The organism is Sphingomonas sp. SORGH_AS_0870 (assembly GCF_031453175.1).
Classification (GTDB): Bacteria; Pseudomonadota; Alphaproteobacteria; order Sphingomonadales; family Sphingomonadaceae; genus Sphingomonas.
The window spans coordinates 469,933-486,625 of sequence record NZ_JAVIYW010000002.1; the positions used below are offsets into that span (position 1 = coordinate 469,933).

Annotated in this window: 18 protein-coding genes; all 18 read right to left on the minus strand. The window is 68.6% G+C overall.

The window, feature by feature from the left end; all coding sequences use genetic code 11:
- Window positions 1-260 precede the first annotated feature (260 nt).
- The gene (locus tag QE363_RS02600) at window positions 261-680 is read right to left on the minus strand and encodes a flagellar protein FliS (RefSeq protein ID WP_307102081.1); all 420 of its coding nucleotides are present in this window, start codon (window positions 678-680) and stop codon (window positions 261-263) included.
- Between the two features lies 1 nt (window position 681).
- The gene (gene fliD, locus QE363_RS02605) at window positions 682-2,136 is read right to left on the minus strand and encodes a flagellar filament capping protein FliD (protein ID WP_309691534.1); all 1,455 of its coding nucleotides are present in this window, start codon (window positions 2,134-2,136) and stop codon (window positions 682-684) included.
- Window positions 2,137-2,236: 100 nt separating this feature from the next.
- Window positions 2,237-3,364: a flagellar biosynthesis protein FlhB gene (flhB, locus tag QE363_RS02610; protein WP_309691536.1), complete on the minus strand. Its 1,128-nt coding sequence runs from the start codon at window positions 3,362-3,364 to the stop codon at window positions 2,237-2,239.
- Window positions 3,364-4,137, minus strand: coding sequence for a flagellar biosynthetic protein FliR (gene fliR, locus QE363_RS02615; protein WP_309691538.1), 774 nt, complete (start codon window positions 4,135-4,137; stop codon window positions 3,364-3,366). Before fliR ends, flhB begins: the two co-directional genes overlap by 1 nt.
- A 1-nt stretch (window position 4,138) precedes the next feature.
- Window positions 4,139-4,408, minus strand: coding sequence for a flagellar biosynthesis protein FliQ (gene fliQ, locus QE363_RS02620; RefSeq protein WP_307102089.1), 270 nt, complete (start codon window positions 4,406-4,408; stop codon window positions 4,139-4,141).
- 299 nt (window positions 4,409-4,707) lie between these two features.
- Window positions 4,708-5,589: a flagellar type III secretion system pore protein FliP gene (fliP, locus tag QE363_RS02625; RefSeq protein ID WP_309691542.1), complete on the minus strand. Its 882-nt coding sequence runs from the start codon at window positions 5,587-5,589 to the stop codon at window positions 4,708-4,710.
- Window positions 5,586-5,942: a flagellar biosynthetic protein FliO gene (locus QE363_RS02630; RefSeq protein ID WP_309691544.1), complete on the minus strand. Its 357-nt coding sequence runs from the start codon at window positions 5,940-5,942 to the stop codon at window positions 5,586-5,588. The genes fliP and QE363_RS02630 overlap by 4 nt, the downstream gene beginning before the upstream one ends.
- Window positions 5,943-5,950: 8 nt before the next feature.
- Window positions 5,951-6,241 (minus strand): flagellar motor switch protein FliN, encoded by a 291-nt coding sequence (fliN, locus tag QE363_RS02635; protein WP_007406148.1) that lies wholly within the window; start codon window positions 6,239-6,241, stop codon window positions 5,951-5,953.
- Window positions 6,238-7,224 (minus strand): flagellar motor switch protein FliM, encoded by a 987-nt coding sequence (locus tag QE363_RS02640; protein WP_309691554.1) that lies wholly within the window; start codon window positions 7,222-7,224, stop codon window positions 6,238-6,240. Before QE363_RS02640 ends, fliN begins: the two co-directional genes overlap by 4 nt.
- Before the next feature lie 3 nt (window positions 7,225-7,227).
- Window positions 7,228-7,911 carry a flagellar basal body-associated FliL family protein gene (fliL, locus tag QE363_RS02645; protein ID WP_309691556.1) on the minus strand — a complete coding sequence of 228 codons (684 nt, stop codon included), beginning with the start codon at window positions 7,909-7,911 and terminating at the stop codon, window positions 7,228-7,230.
- A 10-nt stretch (window positions 7,912-7,921) separates the two neighbouring features.
- Window positions 7,922-9,328, minus strand: a complete 1,407-nt coding sequence (locus QE363_RS02650) for a flagellar hook-length control protein FliK (protein ID WP_309691559.1) — start codon at window positions 9,326-9,328, stop codon at window positions 7,922-7,924.
- Window positions 9,329-9,338: 10 nt separating this feature from the next.
- Window positions 9,339-9,776 (minus strand): hypothetical protein, encoded by a 438-nt coding sequence (locus QE363_RS02655; RefSeq protein ID WP_307102103.1) that lies wholly within the window; start codon window positions 9,774-9,776, stop codon window positions 9,339-9,341.
- A 21-nt stretch (window positions 9,777-9,797) separates the two neighbouring features.
- Window positions 9,798-11,135: a FliI/YscN family ATPase gene (locus tag QE363_RS02660; RefSeq protein ID WP_307102105.1), complete on the minus strand. Its 1,338-nt coding sequence runs from the start codon at window positions 11,133-11,135 to the stop codon at window positions 9,798-9,800.
- Window positions 11,129-11,932: a FliH/SctL family protein gene (locus tag QE363_RS02665; protein WP_309691562.1), complete on the minus strand. Its 804-nt coding sequence runs from the start codon at window positions 11,930-11,932 to the stop codon at window positions 11,129-11,131. Before QE363_RS02665 ends, QE363_RS02660 begins: the two co-directional genes overlap by 7 nt.
- The gene (fliG, locus tag QE363_RS02670) at window positions 11,925-12,938 is read right to left on the minus strand and encodes a flagellar motor switch protein FliG (RefSeq protein WP_309691563.1); all 1,014 of its coding nucleotides are present in this window, start codon (window positions 12,936-12,938) and stop codon (window positions 11,925-11,927) included. Before fliG ends, QE363_RS02665 begins: the two co-directional genes overlap by 8 nt.
- Window positions 12,938-14,761 carry a flagellar basal-body MS-ring/collar protein FliF gene (gene fliF / locus QE363_RS02675; RefSeq protein WP_309691565.1) on the minus strand — a complete coding sequence of 608 codons (1,824 nt, stop codon included), beginning with the start codon at window positions 14,759-14,761 and terminating at the stop codon, window positions 12,938-12,940. Before fliF ends, fliG begins: the two co-directional genes overlap by 1 nt.
- Before the next feature lies 1 nt (window position 14,762).
- Window positions 14,763-15,137, minus strand: a complete 375-nt coding sequence (gene fliE / locus QE363_RS02680; RefSeq protein WP_307102113.1) for a flagellar hook-basal body complex protein FliE — start codon at window positions 15,135-15,137, stop codon at window positions 14,763-14,765.
- Window positions 15,134-16,417 carry a sigma-54-dependent Fis family transcriptional regulator gene (locus tag QE363_RS02685; RefSeq protein WP_307102115.1) on the minus strand — a complete coding sequence of 428 codons (1,284 nt, stop codon included), beginning with the start codon at window positions 16,415-16,417 and terminating at the stop codon, window positions 15,134-15,136. The genes fliE and QE363_RS02685 overlap by 4 nt, the downstream gene beginning before the upstream one ends.
- Window positions 16,418-16,693 lie beyond the last annotated feature (276 nt).

Genomic DNA, 16,693 nt, shown 5'->3' on the forward strand with positions numbered 1-16,693 from the left:
TCCGACTAGGCCTTTGCTTTAGCAAAGACCAAGTCTGCGCAACCCTCTCCCCTCTACGAGGGGCGAGGGACGGAAAGGCGTCGCTGAATGTCGATCGGCCTTAGGTCATACCGATTTACGGCCCCAACGGCCGTTCACGCTGTGCGAAGTCGAAGCGCATGTTACGCGTTTTGCCAAGGACCCCCTGTCATCCCGTGGCCTTCGACGTCGCTCAGGCTGAACGGAGGGAAGGGATCTGGGGAGAAGCGGGGGAAAGGGCCTCAGCTGTCCTTCTTGGGGTTGTTCATCTTGCGCACCGTCTCCCACGCCTCGGCAATGTCGGCGATGCTGGCCGCGACGTTGCGGAACACCTGCGCGTTCTGGCCCAAAGAGGCGTCGACGATCTGTTTGCGCGCGCCGCCATAGAGCTTGGCGAAGGTGATCGACATCTCGCCGCCATTCTCGAAATCGAGTCCCGCCTCCAGCGCGAACAGGATCGCGGTGGCGCGCGTCACCCGCTCGCTCTTGCGGGCCAGCTGGCCATGCTCGGTCGCCCAGGCGGCGGAGCGGAGCGCGGCGACCAGTTCCTCGTAGAGAAGCGTGACCAGCGCGGGGCCATCGGCCATGGCGGTGCGGCCGACCACGTCGATCTGGCGATAGACGGCGGCAGGATCGGTCAGAAGGGCGGAGGCGTACGTCATCTCAATTGCCCTTCGTCCACATCTTCACCTGCTGGTCCATGAAACTCTGCACCGATTTATAGGCGGTGACCCGGCTGTTCATCTGCGCGAAGCGCGCGGTCAGCGCGTCGCTGGCCGTCTGGCGGGAGTCCGCCAGCTTGGTCTGCGCCAGGGCCGTATCCGATTTCTGCTGGGTCAGATTGTTATAGGAGGCGGTCAGGCCATAGATGCTGCTGGTCGACGACATCTGGATCGTGTTCATCTGGGCCGACAGGCCGATGACATTGTCGTCGCTGGCCCGGAACATCTTCTCGACCACGTCGGGATATTTGCTGAGCGCCTGCGACAGGCGGGTCTGGTCGACGGTCAGCGTGCCGTCCTTCTCGGTCTTCACGCCCAGATCGGCCAGGGTCAGCGGGGCGCCCGCCGCCGAATCGCCCGGCACCAGCTTCGTCGTGGTGATGGTCCGCAGCGTCTGGGCCAGCGAACGCGCGGCGGGGTCGGCGCGTAGCGAGCCGGTGATCGGATCGGTCGCCTTGGTGATCGCCTTCATATTGTCGTTGAAGGTCGACACGAAGTTGGACACGACATTGCTGAGCGCGGCGGTCGGCGACGAACCGGTCAGCGACACCGCCTTGCTGGTCACCGCCGACAGGGTCATGGTCACGCCCTGGACCAGATCGCTGACGGTATTCGAAGAGCGCTCCACGGTGACGCCGTCCATCGTGATGCTGGCATTGGCCGCGGTCGACGAGGTGGAGGTGCCGCTCGCATTGTTGCCCACGTTCAGCCGCGACAGGCCGGCCGTGTCGCCTTCGCTCGCGGTGATGGTGAAGCTGTTGTCCTTGCCGGTCGCGCTCGAGAAGGACAGATAGGCGTTGCCCGACGAATCGGTGATGACCGCGGCCTTGACGCCGGTATTGGCGGCGTTGACCTTGGCCGCGAGCGCCGCCGGGGTCGAATCGGCGCTGTCGATGGTGACCGAAATTGCATCCTTCGACCCGACCTTGATCGACAGGCTCCCCGTGCCCAGCGAGGCGGTCGAGGAATAGGAGGATTTGGTCGAGGAGACCTGCGCGGTCGCGAGCGCGTTGATGGTGATCGACTTGGACATGCCCGCCAGCTTGGCGCCCGCCGAGGTGGTGACGGACAGGCTGTTGGGGTCCGAACTGACCGCCTGCGTCGCGAGCGTCCCCCCCTTCGCCAGCGAGGCGAGGGCGGAGGCGAAATCGGTGATGCTGCTCTTGATCGAGGACACGTCCGAAATCTGCGAGGTCAGCGTGTCCGACTGGGTCTTCAGCGCGGCCGTCTTCGCGGCGAACTGGGCCTCGATCAGCGCGGGGACGACCGACGACAGGTCGATGCCCGATCCCGTCTGAAGCGAGTTGAACAGCGCCTGGGCGGCCGTCTTGGTGGTGCTGGCGGTCGTACTGGTCGTCGTACTGGTCGACGACGCGGTCACGGAAACATCAGTCATCGGCAATCCTTCGGCACGCGCCCGACATCCTTAACGACCGCCTGCGTCCGAACTTTAGGCGGATGCGGCGAATGGAGCGCGGCGATCACGGCCTTGCCCCTCATGGCTGGGCCACGCCGTTTTCGTCGAAGCGGGCGCCCTCCGGCACTTCGACCGGCGGCTGGGCGGTACCGCCCGCGCCCGCATTGAGCCCGAAGACGAAGGCCAGGACGACCGCGATCGCCTGATACAGGTCGGCGCGCACCTCCTGCCCCTCGCGGCTGGTATAATAGACCGCGCGGGCGAGCTGCGGATATTCCAGCACCGGCGTGTCGAGTTCGGCGGCAAGCTCGCGGATCGCCAGCGCGGTGGCGCCGCGCCCCTTGGCGACGACGACCGGCACCTCGTCTTGGCCCCGTTCGTAGCGCAGCGCGACCGCGAAATGGGTCGGGTTGGTCAGGATGACATGCGCCTCCTGCACCGCCGCGCGCACCGCCCGGCGCGACATCTCGCGCTGCTTGCCGCGGATATGCGCCTTGGCCTCGGGGTTGCCTTCGCTTTCCTTATGCTCGTCCTTGACCTCCTGCTTGGTCATTTTCAGCTTGGACATCAGCTGGAAGATTTGGATCGGCACGTCGAAGCCAGCGATCAGGACCAGCCCCATGCCCATCACCAGCAGGATGGAGGTGAAGGTGCCGCCCAGCGACCCGATCGCGCTGTTCAGGTCGGACTGGGCCAGCCCCATGGTGGTGCGCGACGAGCGCCACAACAGGACGCCGCCGATCGCGCCGAGCAGCACGACCTTGAGCAGCGACTTGCCCAGTTCGGTCCAGCCCTGCATCCCGAAGATGCGCTTCAGCCCCGAGGCGGGGTTGAGCTTGGACGGCTTGGGCGCCAGCGCCTTGGCGTTGAAGTGGAGCGAGCCCAGCCCCGCCTGCGACGCGATGGTCGCGACGATGGTCACCGCGAACAGCGAGGCGAGCGAGGGCAGCAGCTTCCATCCCGCCTCCATCAGCGGGCGGAACGGCTCGAAATCCTCGACATCGGCATGGGTGAACTGGAAACTGGTCGCCATCACCGCCTTGCACGCGCCGAGCAAGGTGGGCCCCGCGAACATCAGCCAGGCGATACCCGCCATCATCACCAGCGCCGCCGCCAGATCGCGGCTGCGCAGCACCTGCCCGTCGTCGCGCGCTTTGTCGCGACGCTTTTGGGTTGGGGCTTCTGTTTTCTCGCCGCCCTCCGACATCAGCCGATCACCAATGTTTCGGTGGCGGCCAGCGCCTCGCGGATGATCACGAGCATGTAATCGCCCATGGCGGGGAAGGCGACGGCGATGGCGATCACCCCGACGCCGAGCGCGGCGGGCAGGCCCACCGAGAAGAGGTTGAGCGCGGGCGCGGCGCGGCTCATCATGCCGACCACCAGGTTCAGGCAGAGCAGCAGGAACCCGACCGGCAACGCCAGCAGCAGCCCGGCGAGGAACGCATAGCCGCCGAACAGTGCGATCGCCTTGAACTGCGCCGGGGCCATCCAGGCCTGGCCGGGGGGCAGCGCCTCATAGCTTTTCACGATCGTCTCGACGAGCACCAGATGCCCGTCGACCGACAGGAACAACAGGGTCAGCATGACGGTGAAGAACTGGCCCAGCGCCTGGGTCGAACGGCCGTTGAGCGGATCGATGGTCGCGGCGAAGTTGATCCCCATCGACCCGCCGATCAGCTCGCTGGCGACCAGCGGCGCGGTGAAGGCGACCTGGAGGATCAGGCCGAGCGCCAGCCCCACGATCGCCTCGGCCGCGACCGACAGGATGGTAGGGACCGAGAAGATGACCGGCGGCGGCACCACCGGATGGACCGAATTGACGAGGAAGGCGATGGCCCCGGCCAGGCTGATCCGCACGGGCAGGGGGATCGACACCGCACCGAACACGGGCGCGGTGACGAACGCGGCCCCGATGCGGATCATCAGGAACAGGATCGCCCAGGCCTGCGGCTCGATCGAGAGGCCGAAGCCGAGCATGTTACTTTACAAGATCCGGGATGCGCTCGAACATGCTGACGGTGAAATCGCTGAGCAGCCCGACGATCAGGCTGCCGAAGATCAGGATAGAGACGGCGACGACGATCAGCTTGGGGACGAAGGACAGCGTCTGCTCGTTGATCGAGGTCGCGGCCTGGATCATGCCGATCACCAGACCCGAGACGAGCACGGGCAACAGGATCGGCGCGGCGGCGAGCGCCAGCACCCACATGGTCTGGTTGGCCAGCGTCAGGAAATATTGGGCGTCCATGATGCGGTCTTTGTCCCGTGTGGGTCAGGGTTTCCCATGGCCTTCGACTTCGCTCAGGCTGAACGGGATTATGGTCCGAAAATGGTTAACGAAGGCCTTCCCTCCCGGTCGCCGTTCAGATCGGCATTCCTCCAATTCCTCCCCTGCAAGGGGAGGTGGCAGGCCGAAGGCCTGACGGAGGGGTGTCGCGACGGGAGAGGTAGGTCGAAACCCGCGACCGGGGACACCCCTCCACCATGCTTCGCATGGTCCCCCTCCCCTTACAGGGGAGGAATGGGGGCCGTCTGACCGTTGATCCCTCAAGTCGCGAAACTGTTCGCCAGACTGCCCATGGTCAGCGCCCATCCGTCGACCAGCACGAACAGCAGCAGCTTGAACGGCAGCGAGATGATCGAGGGCGACAGCATCATCATGCCCAGCGCCATCAGCACGGTGGCCACCACCAGGTCGATGACGATGAAGGGCAGGAAGATCAGGAAGCCGATCTGGAACGCGGTCTTCAGTTCCGAGGTGACGAAGGCGGGCAGCAGCACGGCATAGGGAATGTCGTTGGGGCTGGCATAGGGGCCCGACTTGGCCATTTCGGCGAACATCGTGACGTCCTTCACCCGCGTCTGCTTGGCCATGAAGGCGTGGAGCGGGGCGCCGGCGGTCTTGATCATCTCGGTGCCGGGCAGGCGACCCTCGGCATAGGGCTGGATCGCGTTCGCGTTGATCTGGCTGATGGTCGGCGCCATGATGAACAGCGACAGGAACACCGACAGGCCGATCAGCACCTGGTTGGGCGGCGTCTGTTGCAGGCCCAGCGCCTGGCGCAGGATGGCGAGCACGATGACGATCCGGGTAAAGCTGGTCATCATCAGGATGATGCCCGGCAGGATCGTCAGCAGGCCCATGATGATCAGGACCTGGAGCGAAAGGCTCAGCGAACCCGAACCGCCATTGGCGCCGCCGCCCAGCTGGCCCAGCGCGCGGTCGACCGCGTCGCCGACACCCGGTGCGGGGGCGGCGGCCGGGGCTGCGGCGGGCGCGGCTTGGGCGAAGGCGGGCATCGCGATGACCAGCGCCAGCAGCAGCGCGAGCAGGACCCACAGCGGCTTCAGGCTGCGGCGCGGCGCATCCTGGCTATAGGTGCGGATCAGCGCGGGGCCGGTGCCGCGACGGGTGACGGAAATGCTCATTGGTCGAACGATGTCGGCTTGGGTGCGAAGCGCGAGACGAAGTCGCCGCGGCGCGGGGGTGTGGGCGGCACGGGCGCGGGGGCGATCGGGGCCTGGCCCTTGACCTCCACCTTGTCGACCAGCTGGACGCCGCCGCGCCCGACCGAGACGAGCAGGTTGCGCCCCTCGAACTCGATGACCGCCAGCCGCAGGCCGGGCGAGATCATCATCGTCTCGCGGACATGGATCAGCCGCGTCGCGGGACGGCCCGGCATCCGGCTCTCCAGCCGCCGCCACAGATACAGGCACCCGATCATCAGCCCGCAGATCAGCGGCAGCAGGACGGCGAGCTTCAGGATGTAGGACCAGAGCATGGCGGGGGTCAGCCGCGCTTGTCGGGGTTGACCAGCTCGGTCATGCGCACGCCGAAACGGTCGCCGACCGTCACCACCTCGCCACGCCCGATCAGCGTGCCGTTGACCAGCACGTCGAGCAGTTCGTTGGCCTGGCGGTCCAGCTCGATCACGCTCGATTCGGACAGCGCCAGCAGCTCGCGGAGCGACAGCTGGGTCGAGCCGATCTCGACGGTCAGCTTGACATCGACATCCTGGAGCAGCCGGAAATTGGCGGCGACCGACGTGTCGACGGGGAATCCCCCGGCCATATCGTTCATTCTACGGGTCCTTCGTGGAAATTCTGCGCCAGACCTTCGGCCGAGCGGGCAAGCGAGGTGAGCTGGACGGCGGCGCGACCATTGGCGGTGCCGACCGTGCCCATGCCGAGCAGGTCGCCGCCGACCATCACCGGCACTTCGGGGCCGAAGCTGATCGGGATCACGTCGCCGATCTTCAGCTCCATCAGGCGACTGAGCGAGACGACGGGTTCGGCCAGCACCGAGCGGACCGGGAAACGCACCGTCATCACCGCGCGGGTCAGGTCGCCGCGCCAGGTCGGATCGGCCTCGGCCTGCTTGTCGACGACCTTGCCGGTCAGCGCCGAGCCGTGCGGCTTCAGGGCGGCGACCGGATAGAGGATGTCGAGCATGGTCGGGCGGCGGTTATGCCCCGCAATGCCGAAGCGGGTGACGATCATCGCATCCTCGCCCTCCAGGCCCGGCAGCATCGCGGGCGAGGATTCGGGCGGGCCCGCGGTGAACTCGATCCGGGCGAGCGATTCCCAGGCGCGGCGCAGCGGCTCGGCCATCATGCCGCCCAGGCGACGGATCATCGCGTCGGCGGCGGGCGAGAACTCGCCGGGCAGCGTGTCGGGCGCGGTGCCGTTCCCGCCGAACAGCAGGTCGATCAGCGACAGGCTGAACCCGCCCTCCAGCACGCACAGCGCATGGGCATTGTCCTGGATCGCGGGGCCGCCGACCGACACCATCGCCATCGGCAACCACGCGCTCAGGCCGTCGCCGCGCTCCGCGCGATAGTCGGAAAAACGCTGGACGACCAAAGGCTCGGCCCAGCAGCGCAGTTCTTCGCGAAGAAGCGATTCGAACAGCCCCCGCAGCGACCGCGCGAGGCGCGCGGACAGATGCTGCATCGTGTGCAGGTCGCCGAACGGATTGAGCTTCGTCGTCCCCAGCACGCCGTGATCGGCGCTTTGGGGACGAAGACGCTCGCGTTCGTCGGCCTGGGCGGGGGCGTTAACCATGCCTCACTGAACAACGAAATTGGTAAAGTAGACGTTAGCGATACCCCCGAATCCCTCCTTTTGCCGAAGAATCTCGTTGATCGCGTCGACCAGCTTGCGTTGCAGCTGGCGCTTGCCCTCGCTGCTGAACACCTGTTCCTCATTGGCATCGCCCAGCGCCATCAGGATCGCCGAGCGGACCGCCAGGTCGTTGGTCTTCAGATTGTTGATGACCGTGTCGTCATAGGGGGTCGACACCGCCAGCCCGACCTGGATGACATGCACCGAGTCGCGCAGGTTCGAGGTGAAGTCCTTGGGCATCTCGTAATAGTTGGACGCATAGCGTTCGCCGCCGTCGCCGACCGGGGTCGCCATGCCGACATGCTCCTTGGCCTCGCCGCCTTCGCCGCCCTCGCCGCCGCCATGGCCGCCGCCCTCGCCGCCTTCGCCCTCGCCGCCTTCACCCGCGCGCTTCTGCTCGGACTTGGGCACCAGCTTGGGGCCGGGGTGGTTGGCCTCGGCCTCGGCCTCGCCATGGTCCTCTTCCTTGGCATGGCCGCCGCCGATCAGGCCCGAATTGGCGGCATAGAGCCCCGCGCCGACGCCCCCGCCCAGCAGGACGAGCACGCCGACCACCATCACGATGATCTTGCCCAGCTTGCCCTTCTTCTTGGGGGCCTTCTCTTCGGTTTCCTTGGCGTCGCTCATGTCTCAATCCTCAGGCGATTCGGGTGGTGGCGTCGGCGGGGGCATCCCCGGCGTCGCTGGAGGCCGTCCCCCCGGCAAGCGCCGGGCGGGTGGGCAGAACGGGTTCGGGCTGGCGCTGCGGCTGGCGCTCGCCGCCGCCGCCGCCCGACTGGCCCAGATCGACCGCCGTCTGGCCCAGCCGCATGCCCTTTTCCTCGGCAAGCCGGGCGAGCGTCGGCTGCGCATCGGCGAGCATCGTCGCGGTCTGCGCCTGGTCGGCGGTGAAGTGGATATGCGTCGCGCCGTCCTCATGGCGCAGCGCGACCGCGATGCCGCCCAGCGCGTCGGGGGACAGCTGGATCCGGGTGTCGGCGGTGGCGGCGTCCTCGCGCATCCGCTCGATCCGGTCGATCATGCCCTGCGGCCAATGGCCTTGCGTCATGTCGAGCGGTGCCTGCTCCGCGCCCGTCATCGCCGCGACCGGCGCGGCGGTCAGCGAATCGGCGCGGGTCAGCGTCGCGGGGTCGATGGCGCCCAGCCCCGTATCCTTGCGGCGGCCGGACTGCTCTTCGGATTCGTCCTGCGCCGCGCGCATGGCACCGGCGAACAGCTGGAGGGCGGGCGCGGTCTGGCCCGTCTGCAGGATCGCGGCGGAGGCTTCGGCGGTCGGCGGCGCGGCGAGCGGCACCGCCTGCGCCGTGGCGGCAAAGCGCGCCGGCACGTCCGAGCGGAGCGCCGGGCCCTGCTCCCGAGTGGCTTGGGTCACGGTCGAATCGGTCGACAGGGTCGCCAACGCCGCTTCCCCCGTCGAGCGAAGGGTGGACCCCGTACCGGAGGGCAGGGGGGCGGTGGTCCGTGTCGCGGATGCCGTGGTGGCAAGGGCCTGCCCGTCGCCGGGAGCAGCCATCGCCTGTGCCGGTATGTCCGCAGCGACCGGCAGGGCTTCGGACGGGAAGCGGGGCGCCTTCGCCAAGCCTGTCGTGCCGCTCGACACGACCGCATCGGCGGGTGCCGCGCCGTCGCCGGTGGAGGCGGCCACGGGCATCGCCTGTTCCGGCGAAACCGGCATGGCGGCGAGCAGCGTTGTGATCGGGGCGGCCGAGGCGCGTACAGCATTGGTCGGCGCCGCCACGGTCGTCTCCTCGACCGGAAGGATCGGGAGCGGGGGCACCGCCATCGGCAAGAGGGTGGCGTCGCTCGGCAAGGGCTTGCCGTCCTTGACCGTCTCGCTGCCGCTCCCGGCGGTATCGCCGCCGGTCTTGCCCTTGCCCTGTTTCGCGGCCTCGCCCGTCTCCGCCGTGGCGTCCCCGCCCATGCCGGGCACCAGCGCGAACAGCATCGCGAAGGCGGAGCTCATCGCATTGCCCGCGCCCGCCGTCAGCGACGAGCGGACGGCGGAGGGGCCGGAAGCGGGGACGGAGGCGAGGGGCGACATCATGACAGACATGTCAGCAAGGTTCGTGCCGATTGCGCCGGTTGCCGCCGCTGGACGGCATGTCCTCCAGCGCGCGCATCTCGGCACGGATCGCGGCGAGGCGCGCGCGGTCGAGCAGCTTCTCGACGGCGGTCTGGTCGCGCTTGGCGGCCTTGGTCTGTTCGCCCGCATGGGCGGCGCGCTGTTCGGCGACCTGGATGCGCATGGTCGCGGCATCGGCCGATTCGAGCAGCCGGTTGCGGAAATGCGCATTGGCCATCAGCGACCCCGCCGAGGCGCTGGCGGTCGGGGCGGGGGAAACCGCCTCGATCAGCTGGCCGATACGCTGGGAGAGTTGCTGTTCGGTGGCGACGCGTTCCTGCGCGCGCGCTTCCTCCGCCATCGTCAGGTTGAGTTGCAGCGTGCGGACCCGGTGAAGCCGGTTCAGCATCGTCTGTTGCCGGGATGCCATTTATGTCCCCCTTTACCGGGCTCAGCCGAGCGGCTGGCCGAAAATGCCCACCAGTTCCTCGACCGCATGGTCGAGCGGCACGACCTCGTCGGCGTCCTGCCGGATATATTCCATCACCGCCGGATGGCAGGCGATGGCGGCGTCGATCGCCGGGTCCGCCCCGGCGCGATAGGCGCCCATCAGGACGAGATCGCGGTTTTCCTCATAGGTCGCCAGATGACGACGCAGCGTCCGCGCGGCCTGGGCATGGGGCTTGCCGACGATGTCGGTCATGACGCGGCTGACCGAGGGGCCGATGTCGATCGCGGGATAGACGCCGCGCTCGGCGAGATGGCGGTTGAGCACGATATGCCCGTCCAGGATCGAGCGCGCCGAGTCGACCACCGGGTCGTTGCCGTCGTCGCCGTCCGCCAGCACGGTGTAGATGGCGGTGATCGATCCCGGCCCATGCGCGTCGGCGCCCGCCCGCTCGATCAGATTGGGCAGCATCGCGATGGCCGAGGGCGGATAGCCGCGCGCCGAGGCGGGTTCGCCCAGCGCCAGCCCGATCTCGCGACCGGCATGGGCGACGCGGGTCAGCGAATCCATGATGAGGAGGACCTTCTTGCCCTCGGCCCGGAACGCCTCGGCGATGGCGGTGGCGCGCAGAGCCCCGCGGATGCGCAGCACCGGCGAATGGTTGGCGGGCACCGCGACCACCACCGAACGCGCGCGGGCTTCACCGGCGACCTTGGTTTCCAGGAAGTCGGCGACCTCGCGGCTGCGCTCGCCGATCAGGCCGATGACGATGACGTCGGCGCGCGCGGCGCGGACCATCATGCCCAGCAGCACCGACTTGCCGACGCCCGAGCCCGCCATGATGCCGACGCGCTGGCCCTGGCCGATGGTCAGCAGGCCGTTGATCGCGCGCACGCCGACATCCATCGGCTCCAGCACGCGGCCCCGGTCGAGCGGCGACTGCATCCTGCCCGCCAGCGGCCAGCGGCCCGCGCCGCGAATGGGGCCCAGGCCGTCGATCGGCTTGCCCGATCCGTCGACCACGCGGCCGAGCATCGCCGCGCCCACTTCCGCCTCGCCCGGAGGGCCGAGCGGGCGCACCGGCGCGCGCGGGAGCAGCGGCGCGGGGCCGCCCAGATTCATCATCAGCGTGCGGCCGTTGCGGAAGCCGATCACCTCGGCCTCGACGCACGATCCGCCCTTCTCGCCGATCGCGCAGACCGTGCCGACCGGCAGCGAGAGGCCGACCGCCTCCATCAGCAACCCGTCATAGGAGGCCAGCCGCCCCGCCACCACGGGACGCGGCGCGAAATCGGCCTGGGCCAGCGTATCGAGATAATCGGCGGTGAAACGGTTCAGCATTGGGGAACGGGCACCTTGTCGATCGCGGCGGAAAGCTGGTCGAGCCACAGCGAGGGGCCGTCCTCGACGATGGTGGACGCGCTTTCGAGGACGAAGCCGCCGCGCTCCACGGCGGGGTCGCCGACCGGGAAGACGGTCTGGGGCAGGCGGCCTTCGAGCAGCGCGACATCGTCCGGATGGACGCGCAGCATCGCGGCTTCCTGGGCATCGGCCAGCAGGTCGATCGCGGCCTCGATCCGGCCGGTCAGCCGGTCGGCATCGACGCCGATCTCGCCCACCAGCTTGCCGACCAGGGCGAGGACGGTCTGGCGCAGCTGTTCGGCCATCATCGACCGGTCGACGCGCGAGGATAGCGCCTGCGCGATCGCATCGACCATCTGGCCGTCGCGCGCCTCGGCCTCGGCCCGCGCCTGGAACTGCGCGGCGGCGGCGGCCAGCCCGGCGGCATAGCCCTCGGCATGACCGGCGTCGTGCGCGGCGGTGATCGGATCGATTGCAGGGGCCGCCGCGTCCTCGCACGCCGCGAACGGGTCCCAGCCCTCGGTCGGGTCCTGGTCGCGATTGGCGGGGTGGAAGTGACGCGGTTGCCCGTCGGCCTGCCGGGGCGCGCCGCCGGTCTGGCCCGCGCCCGTGCCCGCCGGTCCCTGCGGCCGGAAGGAGATCGGCCCCGAACCCAGGTCGATGCCCAGTCCCGCCATGTTGGACGGCGCGAAGCCGCCCGGCGGGGCGAAGGCCTGGTGCAGCGCGGCCGCGGCGGCATTCTGGCGTGCGGAGAAACCCGCGACGAAATCAGACATAGTCGTCCTCGCCTCCGCCCATCATGATCGTGCCTTCCTTGGCGAGATTGCGCGCGACGGTGATCATCGCCTTCTGCGCCTCGAGCACCTCGGACAGCTTCATCGGCCCGCGCGACTCGATCTCGTCGCGGATACCCGCCGCCGCACGTGCCGACATGCAGCCCAGGAAGCGTTCGCGGGCGGCCTCTTCCGCGCCCTTGAGCGCGCGGGTGAGGATTTCGCCATCGACGTTGCGGATGAGCGTGCCCAGATTCTTGTCGTCCATGTCGAGCAGGTTCTCGAAGATGAACAACGCCTCCTCGATCTGCTTGGCGACGTCGCGGTCGATCTTGAACAGCTTGGGCATGACCCGCTGCTCGGTCGCCTTGCGCGCGCTCGACAGGATCTTGGCCGCCTCGCGCGAACCGCCCAGCGCCAGGCCCTGGCCGCCGCCGCTGCCCTCGCTCCAGCGCTTGAGGATCTCGTTCAGCGTGTCGATCGCCTGCGGCGTCACCGGGCCCAGCCGCGCGACGCGGTGGAGGATGTCGGGCTGCATCGCCTCGGGAAGCAGTTCCAGCACCTTGCCCGCGACGGCGGGATCGCAATTGGCGATCAGGACCGCGCCGATCTGGGGATGTTCCTTCTCGACGATCTTGGCGATGTCGACGGGATCGAGCCAGCCGAGCATCTCGATCTCGCACTGCGCCTCGGTGGGCACGATGCGCGACAGCACGCTGCCGGCGCGTTCGGGGCCGAGCGCGCGGTTCATCAGATTCTCGACGATCGGCTTGGGCTGGAACGCGATCGAGGCGCGGGCGCGGGCACAGCCGACGAAATCGTCCAGGACGAAGCCGACATCCTGCTCGCTGACATCGGCGATCGAATACATCGCCTTGCCCAGTTCCCGGACCTCGTCGGGCTCCAGCTTCTGGAGGATCGCGGCGGCTTCTTCCTCGCCCACCAGCATCATCAGGACCGCGGCGCGCTCGACACCCGAATAGACGCGCCCTTCTTCGGCAGAGGCCATTATTGCTGCGCCTCCGAACGGATCATGTCGCGGACGGCCAGCGCGGCGCGCGCCGGATTGTCACGGGTGAAGCCGCGCACCTTGGTGATGCGCTCGTTGAAATTGTTCGTGTCCTCGATCTCGTCGAGCGTCACGGCGGGCGGCTGCGTGCCGATCATGCCGGGCAGGGGCTGGCCGTCCGCGCCGACCCACACCGGCTGGCCGTTGGGACCGATCCGCACGGGTTCGCCGTTGGGGCCGATCACCGGCTGGCCATCGGCGCCCATCAGCACTTCGCCGACACCTTCGCCCGCGCCTGCGCCGTCGGCCGCGCCCATGGGCAGCGCCTTGGCCGCCTCGGCTTCGGCCTTCTTGCGGGTCATCGCCTTGACCAGCGGACGCACGCCCAGCAGCAGGACCAAGAGCGCGATGACCAGCGCGGTGGCGTTGCGGGCGACGATCGGCAGCCAGCTATTGTCGTACCAGGCGCGCTTGTCGTCCAGGCTGGCGTCGGCGAACTTGCGGCTGATGACGGTGACATTGTCGTTGCGCTGCTGGTCGAAGCCGACCGCCGACTTCACCAGGTCGGAAATCTGGGTGATCTCCATCTGGCTGCGCTTGCCGGTGGCGGGGTCGCGCAGCAGGACCGCGACGGTCAGCCGCTTGATCGAACCCGGCGTGGCCCGCGTCACCGAAACCTCCTTGTTCAGGTCATAGGCGCGCTGGAAGGCGTCGGACTGCTTTTCCGGATTGAGGCCCGGGCCACCGGCGACCGGCTTCTGGTCGGCGGGCGGGTTGCCGCTCGCGCCGTTCGCGGGTTGCGGCTGTTGCAGCGTGCTGGCGGGCGGCGGCGTGTTGGACAGCGCGCCGGGGATGCCGCCGGGGGTGACCGGGTCCTTCTGGTTGCCGGTCCAGTTGCCGGTTTCGGCCCGCAGCGCGCCGTCCTTGTCGTAACGCTCGCTCGTGGCGCTGGTCTCGTCGAGATTGACGTCGGCCTGCACCTCGGCGGTGAAATTGCCTGCGCCGACCAGCGGGGTCAGCAGCTGGATCAGCTGGGTGCGGTATTTCTCTTCCATGCGGCGCTGGAAATCGATCCGGCGATCGTCGCCGGTCGCGCCGTCGGCGCCCTTCTTGGACAACAGGCCGCCCATCTGGTCGACCACGGTCACATCCTCGGGCTTCATGCCCGGCACCGACGAGGCGACGAGATTGACGATCGACTGGACCTGCGATTCCGACAGCGAGCGCCCGGCATTGAGCTTGAGCACCACCGAGGCGGAAGGCGAGGACTTGTCGCGGATGAAGGGCGAGGCGTCCGGCGTGGCGAGGTGCACGCGCGCCTCGGCCACCGCGTCGATCTCCTGGATCGAGCGGGCCAGTTCGCTCTCGCGCGCCTGGCGAAGCCGTTCGCCCTCGACCGCGCGGCTGACGCCCATCGGCAACTGGTCGAGGATCGCATAGCCGCCGGGCGCCTGCTTCGGCAGCCCCTGGCCCGCCAGCAGCATCCGCGCCCGGGAATAATCCTCTTCGTTGACGGTCAGCGCGCCGGTGCCGTCGTTGATCCTGCTCTTGATGTTCGCCGCCGACAGCGCGCTCGTCACCGCCTGCTTGTCCGCGTCCGACAGATTCTCGAACAGCGTCTTCTGCGTCGGGCTGGACAGCGCCATCCAGGCGAGCGCGGCGGCCGCGATCAGCCCGATCAGCAGCGCCATCGGCGCGGAGCGGCGGACGGCGGGCTGCGCCATCACCGACTTGATCTGGCGAAGCGGGTTGGCGAACTTTTCCGGCAGCGGCGGCAGGGCCGGTGCGGGATTGGTCGATGCGGGGGTGAGGGCAGTGCTCATCTTACACCGGCATGCTCATGATGTCCTTGTAGGCGGACAGGAGTTTGTTGCGGACCTGCAGCGTCGCCTCGAACCCGACCGACGCCTGCTGGCGGGCCATCATCACCTTGGCGATGTCGACGGTTTCGCCGCGTTCGTAGGATTCGGACAGGCGGGCGGCCTGTTGCTGGCCCTCGTTCACGCCCTTCAGCGCGGACTCCAGCGTGTCGGCGAAGGTCGCCGGCGCGGCCGGGGCTTGAGTCTGGGCGGCCTGTGCCGCCTGGTTGGCACCGGCCTGGCTTGCCGCCTTGAGCGCTTGATTGCGTTCCAGGATCTGGGCACGAAGCGCCATCACCCGGTCGACGCTCATCGCGCCGCCGACACCGCCGACGCTCATGCCATCATGGCCCGGCTAGAGGGGCGGATGATCTCCTCGCCCTGCTCGCGCGCCTTGGCGAGACGGTAGCGAAGCGTGCGCTCGGAAATGCCCAGGCGCTTGGCGGTCTCGACCCGGTTGCCGCCGCAAGCGGCCAGCATCTCGCGGATCGCGGCGAACTCGCTCATCTGCACGACCTTGCCCAGCGTGGCTTCCGCGGTCGTCACGGTCAGCGGCATGTCATCGGTGTCGTTGGCGACCATCGGGCGGTCGAACACGATATGCTCGGCCTCGATCGTCGCACCGCCCGCGAAGAGCAGTGCGCGCTGGATCACATTCTCCAGCTCGCGGACATTGCCGGGCCAGTTGTGCATCGCCAGCTTCTCGATCGCGGCGGTGCTGGGCCAGGGCATCACGGTGCGGCCCGCGGCGTGGCGCAGGATCATCGTCGCGGCGAGCGCGGGAATGTCCATGCGGCGCTCGCCCAGCGCCTTGGTGGTCAGCGGGAAGACCGACAGGCGGTAGTAGAGATCGGCGCGGAACCGGCCCGCCGCCACTTCGGCCTGGAGGTCGCGATTGGCGCAGGCGATGACGCGGACATCGACCGACTGCGGCATCGATGCGCCGAGCGGGATCACCTCGCGCTCCTGCAGCACGCGGAGCAGCTTGGCCTGGAGCTGGAGCGGCATCTCGGCGATCTCGTCGAGGAGCAGCGTCCCGCCGTCCGCCGCGCGGAAGAAGCCTTCGCCCGCCTGCGCCGCGCCGGTGAACGCGCCCTTCTGGTGGCCGAAGAGGAGCGCTTCCAGCATCGACTCGGGCAGGGCGGCGCAGTTGATCGCGACGAAGGGCTTGGCCGCGCGGGCCGACTGGGCATGGATGGCGCGAGCCACCACTTCCTTGCCGGTGCCGGTCGGGCCGTTGATGAGGACGGTGATGTCCGACTGGGCGACGCGCTCGGCCAGGGTGAACAGCGCCAGGCTCTCCGGGTCGGCGGCGGTCGGCACGGTCGGCCCGGCGACCAGTGCACGCACGAAGCTGTTGCCCACGCCCGCCTCGGCCGCCGAATAGGTCACGGTGGCGGGGCGGCCGGCGCTTGCCGGGACGATGGCGGGGACCGGGCCGTCGATGACGACGACCGAGCGTGCCGGATGCTCGACCGGGTCGCCCTCGGCCAGCAGGAACATGTCCCCGGCCTGGGGAACGGCACCCGACTCGGCGATCGCCAAGCCCTGGGCACGCAGCGCGGAAATCAGCGCGTATTTCTGCTTAACCAGCGCAGCGGAGGGGAAAATCGACGACATCGGGCTTGAGTCCTTTCGTGACTCTGCAATGCCCCTTCTTTGGTAAAACCGTGGTTAATGCGGCAACGCGAACGGCAAGTTTTTTCCGGGCGCGACGCGCGCCCGTATGTGTGCTCGCGACGCCCGGCTGCGCGCGCGACCGTTCCGGCAAAACCGGCAAGCCAACCGGCAAAAATTTGCATGCCACCGGCTAAAGCCTGCCGGAAAGCGGCCGTTACTCCACTCGGCGGCTCGGTGATCCAGAGGGGACACAGACGGATCGCCGAGCAGATTTGG

Excerpts from the sequence above, each read along its gene's own strand:
- fliE (WP_307102113.1), bottom strand. The coding sequence starts at position 15,137 with ATGAGCGTCGGCGGTGTCGGCGGCGCGATGAGCGTCGACCGGGTGATG.
- QE363_RS02655 (WP_307102103.1), bottom strand. The coding sequence starts at position 9,776 with ATGGCATCCCGGCAACAGACGATGCTGAACCGGCTTCACCGGGTCCGC.
- fliG (WP_309691563.1), bottom strand. The coding sequence starts at position 12,938 with ATGGCCTCTGCCGAAGAAGGGCGCGTCTATTCGGGTGTCGAGCGCGCC.
- QE363_RS02660 (WP_307102105.1), bottom strand. The coding sequence starts at position 11,135 with ATGCTGAACCGTTTCACCGCCGATTATCTCGATACGCTGGCCCAGGCC.
- fliD (WP_309691534.1), bottom strand. The coding sequence starts at position 2,136 with ATGACTGATGTTTCCGTGACCGCGTCGTCGACCAGTACGACGACCAGT.
- fliP (WP_309691542.1), bottom strand. The coding sequence starts at position 5,589 with ATGAGCATTTCCGTCACCCGTCGCGGCACCGGCCCCGCGCTGATCCGC.
- fliN (WP_007406148.1), bottom strand. The coding sequence starts at position 6,241 with ATGAACGATATGGCCGGGGGATTCCCCGTCGACACGTCGGTCGCCGCC.
- flhB (WP_309691536.1), bottom strand. The coding sequence starts at position 3,364 with ATGTCGGAGGGCGGCGAGAAAACAGAAGCCCCAACCCAAAAGCGTCGC.
- fliR (WP_309691538.1), bottom strand. The coding sequence starts at position 4,137 with ATGCTCGGCTTCGGCCTCTCGATCGAGCCGCAGGCCTGGGCGATCCTG.
- QE363_RS02640 (WP_309691554.1), bottom strand. The coding sequence starts at position 7,224 with ATGGTTAACGCCCCCGCCCAGGCCGACGAACGCGAGCGTCTTCGTCCC.
- QE363_RS02630 (WP_309691544.1), bottom strand. The coding sequence starts at position 5,942 with ATGCTCTGGTCCTACATCCTGAAGCTCGCCGTCCTGCTGCCGCTGATC.
- QE363_RS02665 (WP_309691562.1), bottom strand. The coding sequence starts at position 11,932 with ATGTCTGATTTCGTCGCGGGTTTCTCCGCACGCCAGAATGCCGCCGCG.
- fliL (WP_309691556.1), bottom strand. The coding sequence starts at position 7,911 with ATGAGCGACGCCAAGGAAACCGAAGAGAAGGCCCCCAAGAAGAAGGGC.
- fliQ (WP_307102089.1), bottom strand. The coding sequence starts at position 4,408 with ATGGACGCCCAATATTTCCTGACGCTGGCCAACCAGACCATGTGGGTG.
- QE363_RS02600 (WP_307102081.1), bottom strand. The coding sequence starts at position 680 with ATGACGTACGCCTCCGCCCTTCTGACCGATCCTGCCGCCGTCTATCGC.
- QE363_RS02685 (WP_307102115.1), bottom strand. The coding sequence starts at position 16,417 with ATGTCGTCGATTTTCCCCTCCGCTGCGCTGGTTAAGCAGAAATACGCG.
- fliF (WP_309691565.1), bottom strand. The coding sequence starts at position 14,761 with ATGAGCACTGCCCTCACCCCCGCATCGACCAATCCCGCACCGGCCCTG.
- QE363_RS02650 (WP_309691559.1), bottom strand. The coding sequence starts at position 9,328 with ATGATGTCGCCCCTCGCCTCCGTCCCCGCTTCCGGCCCCTCCGCCGTC.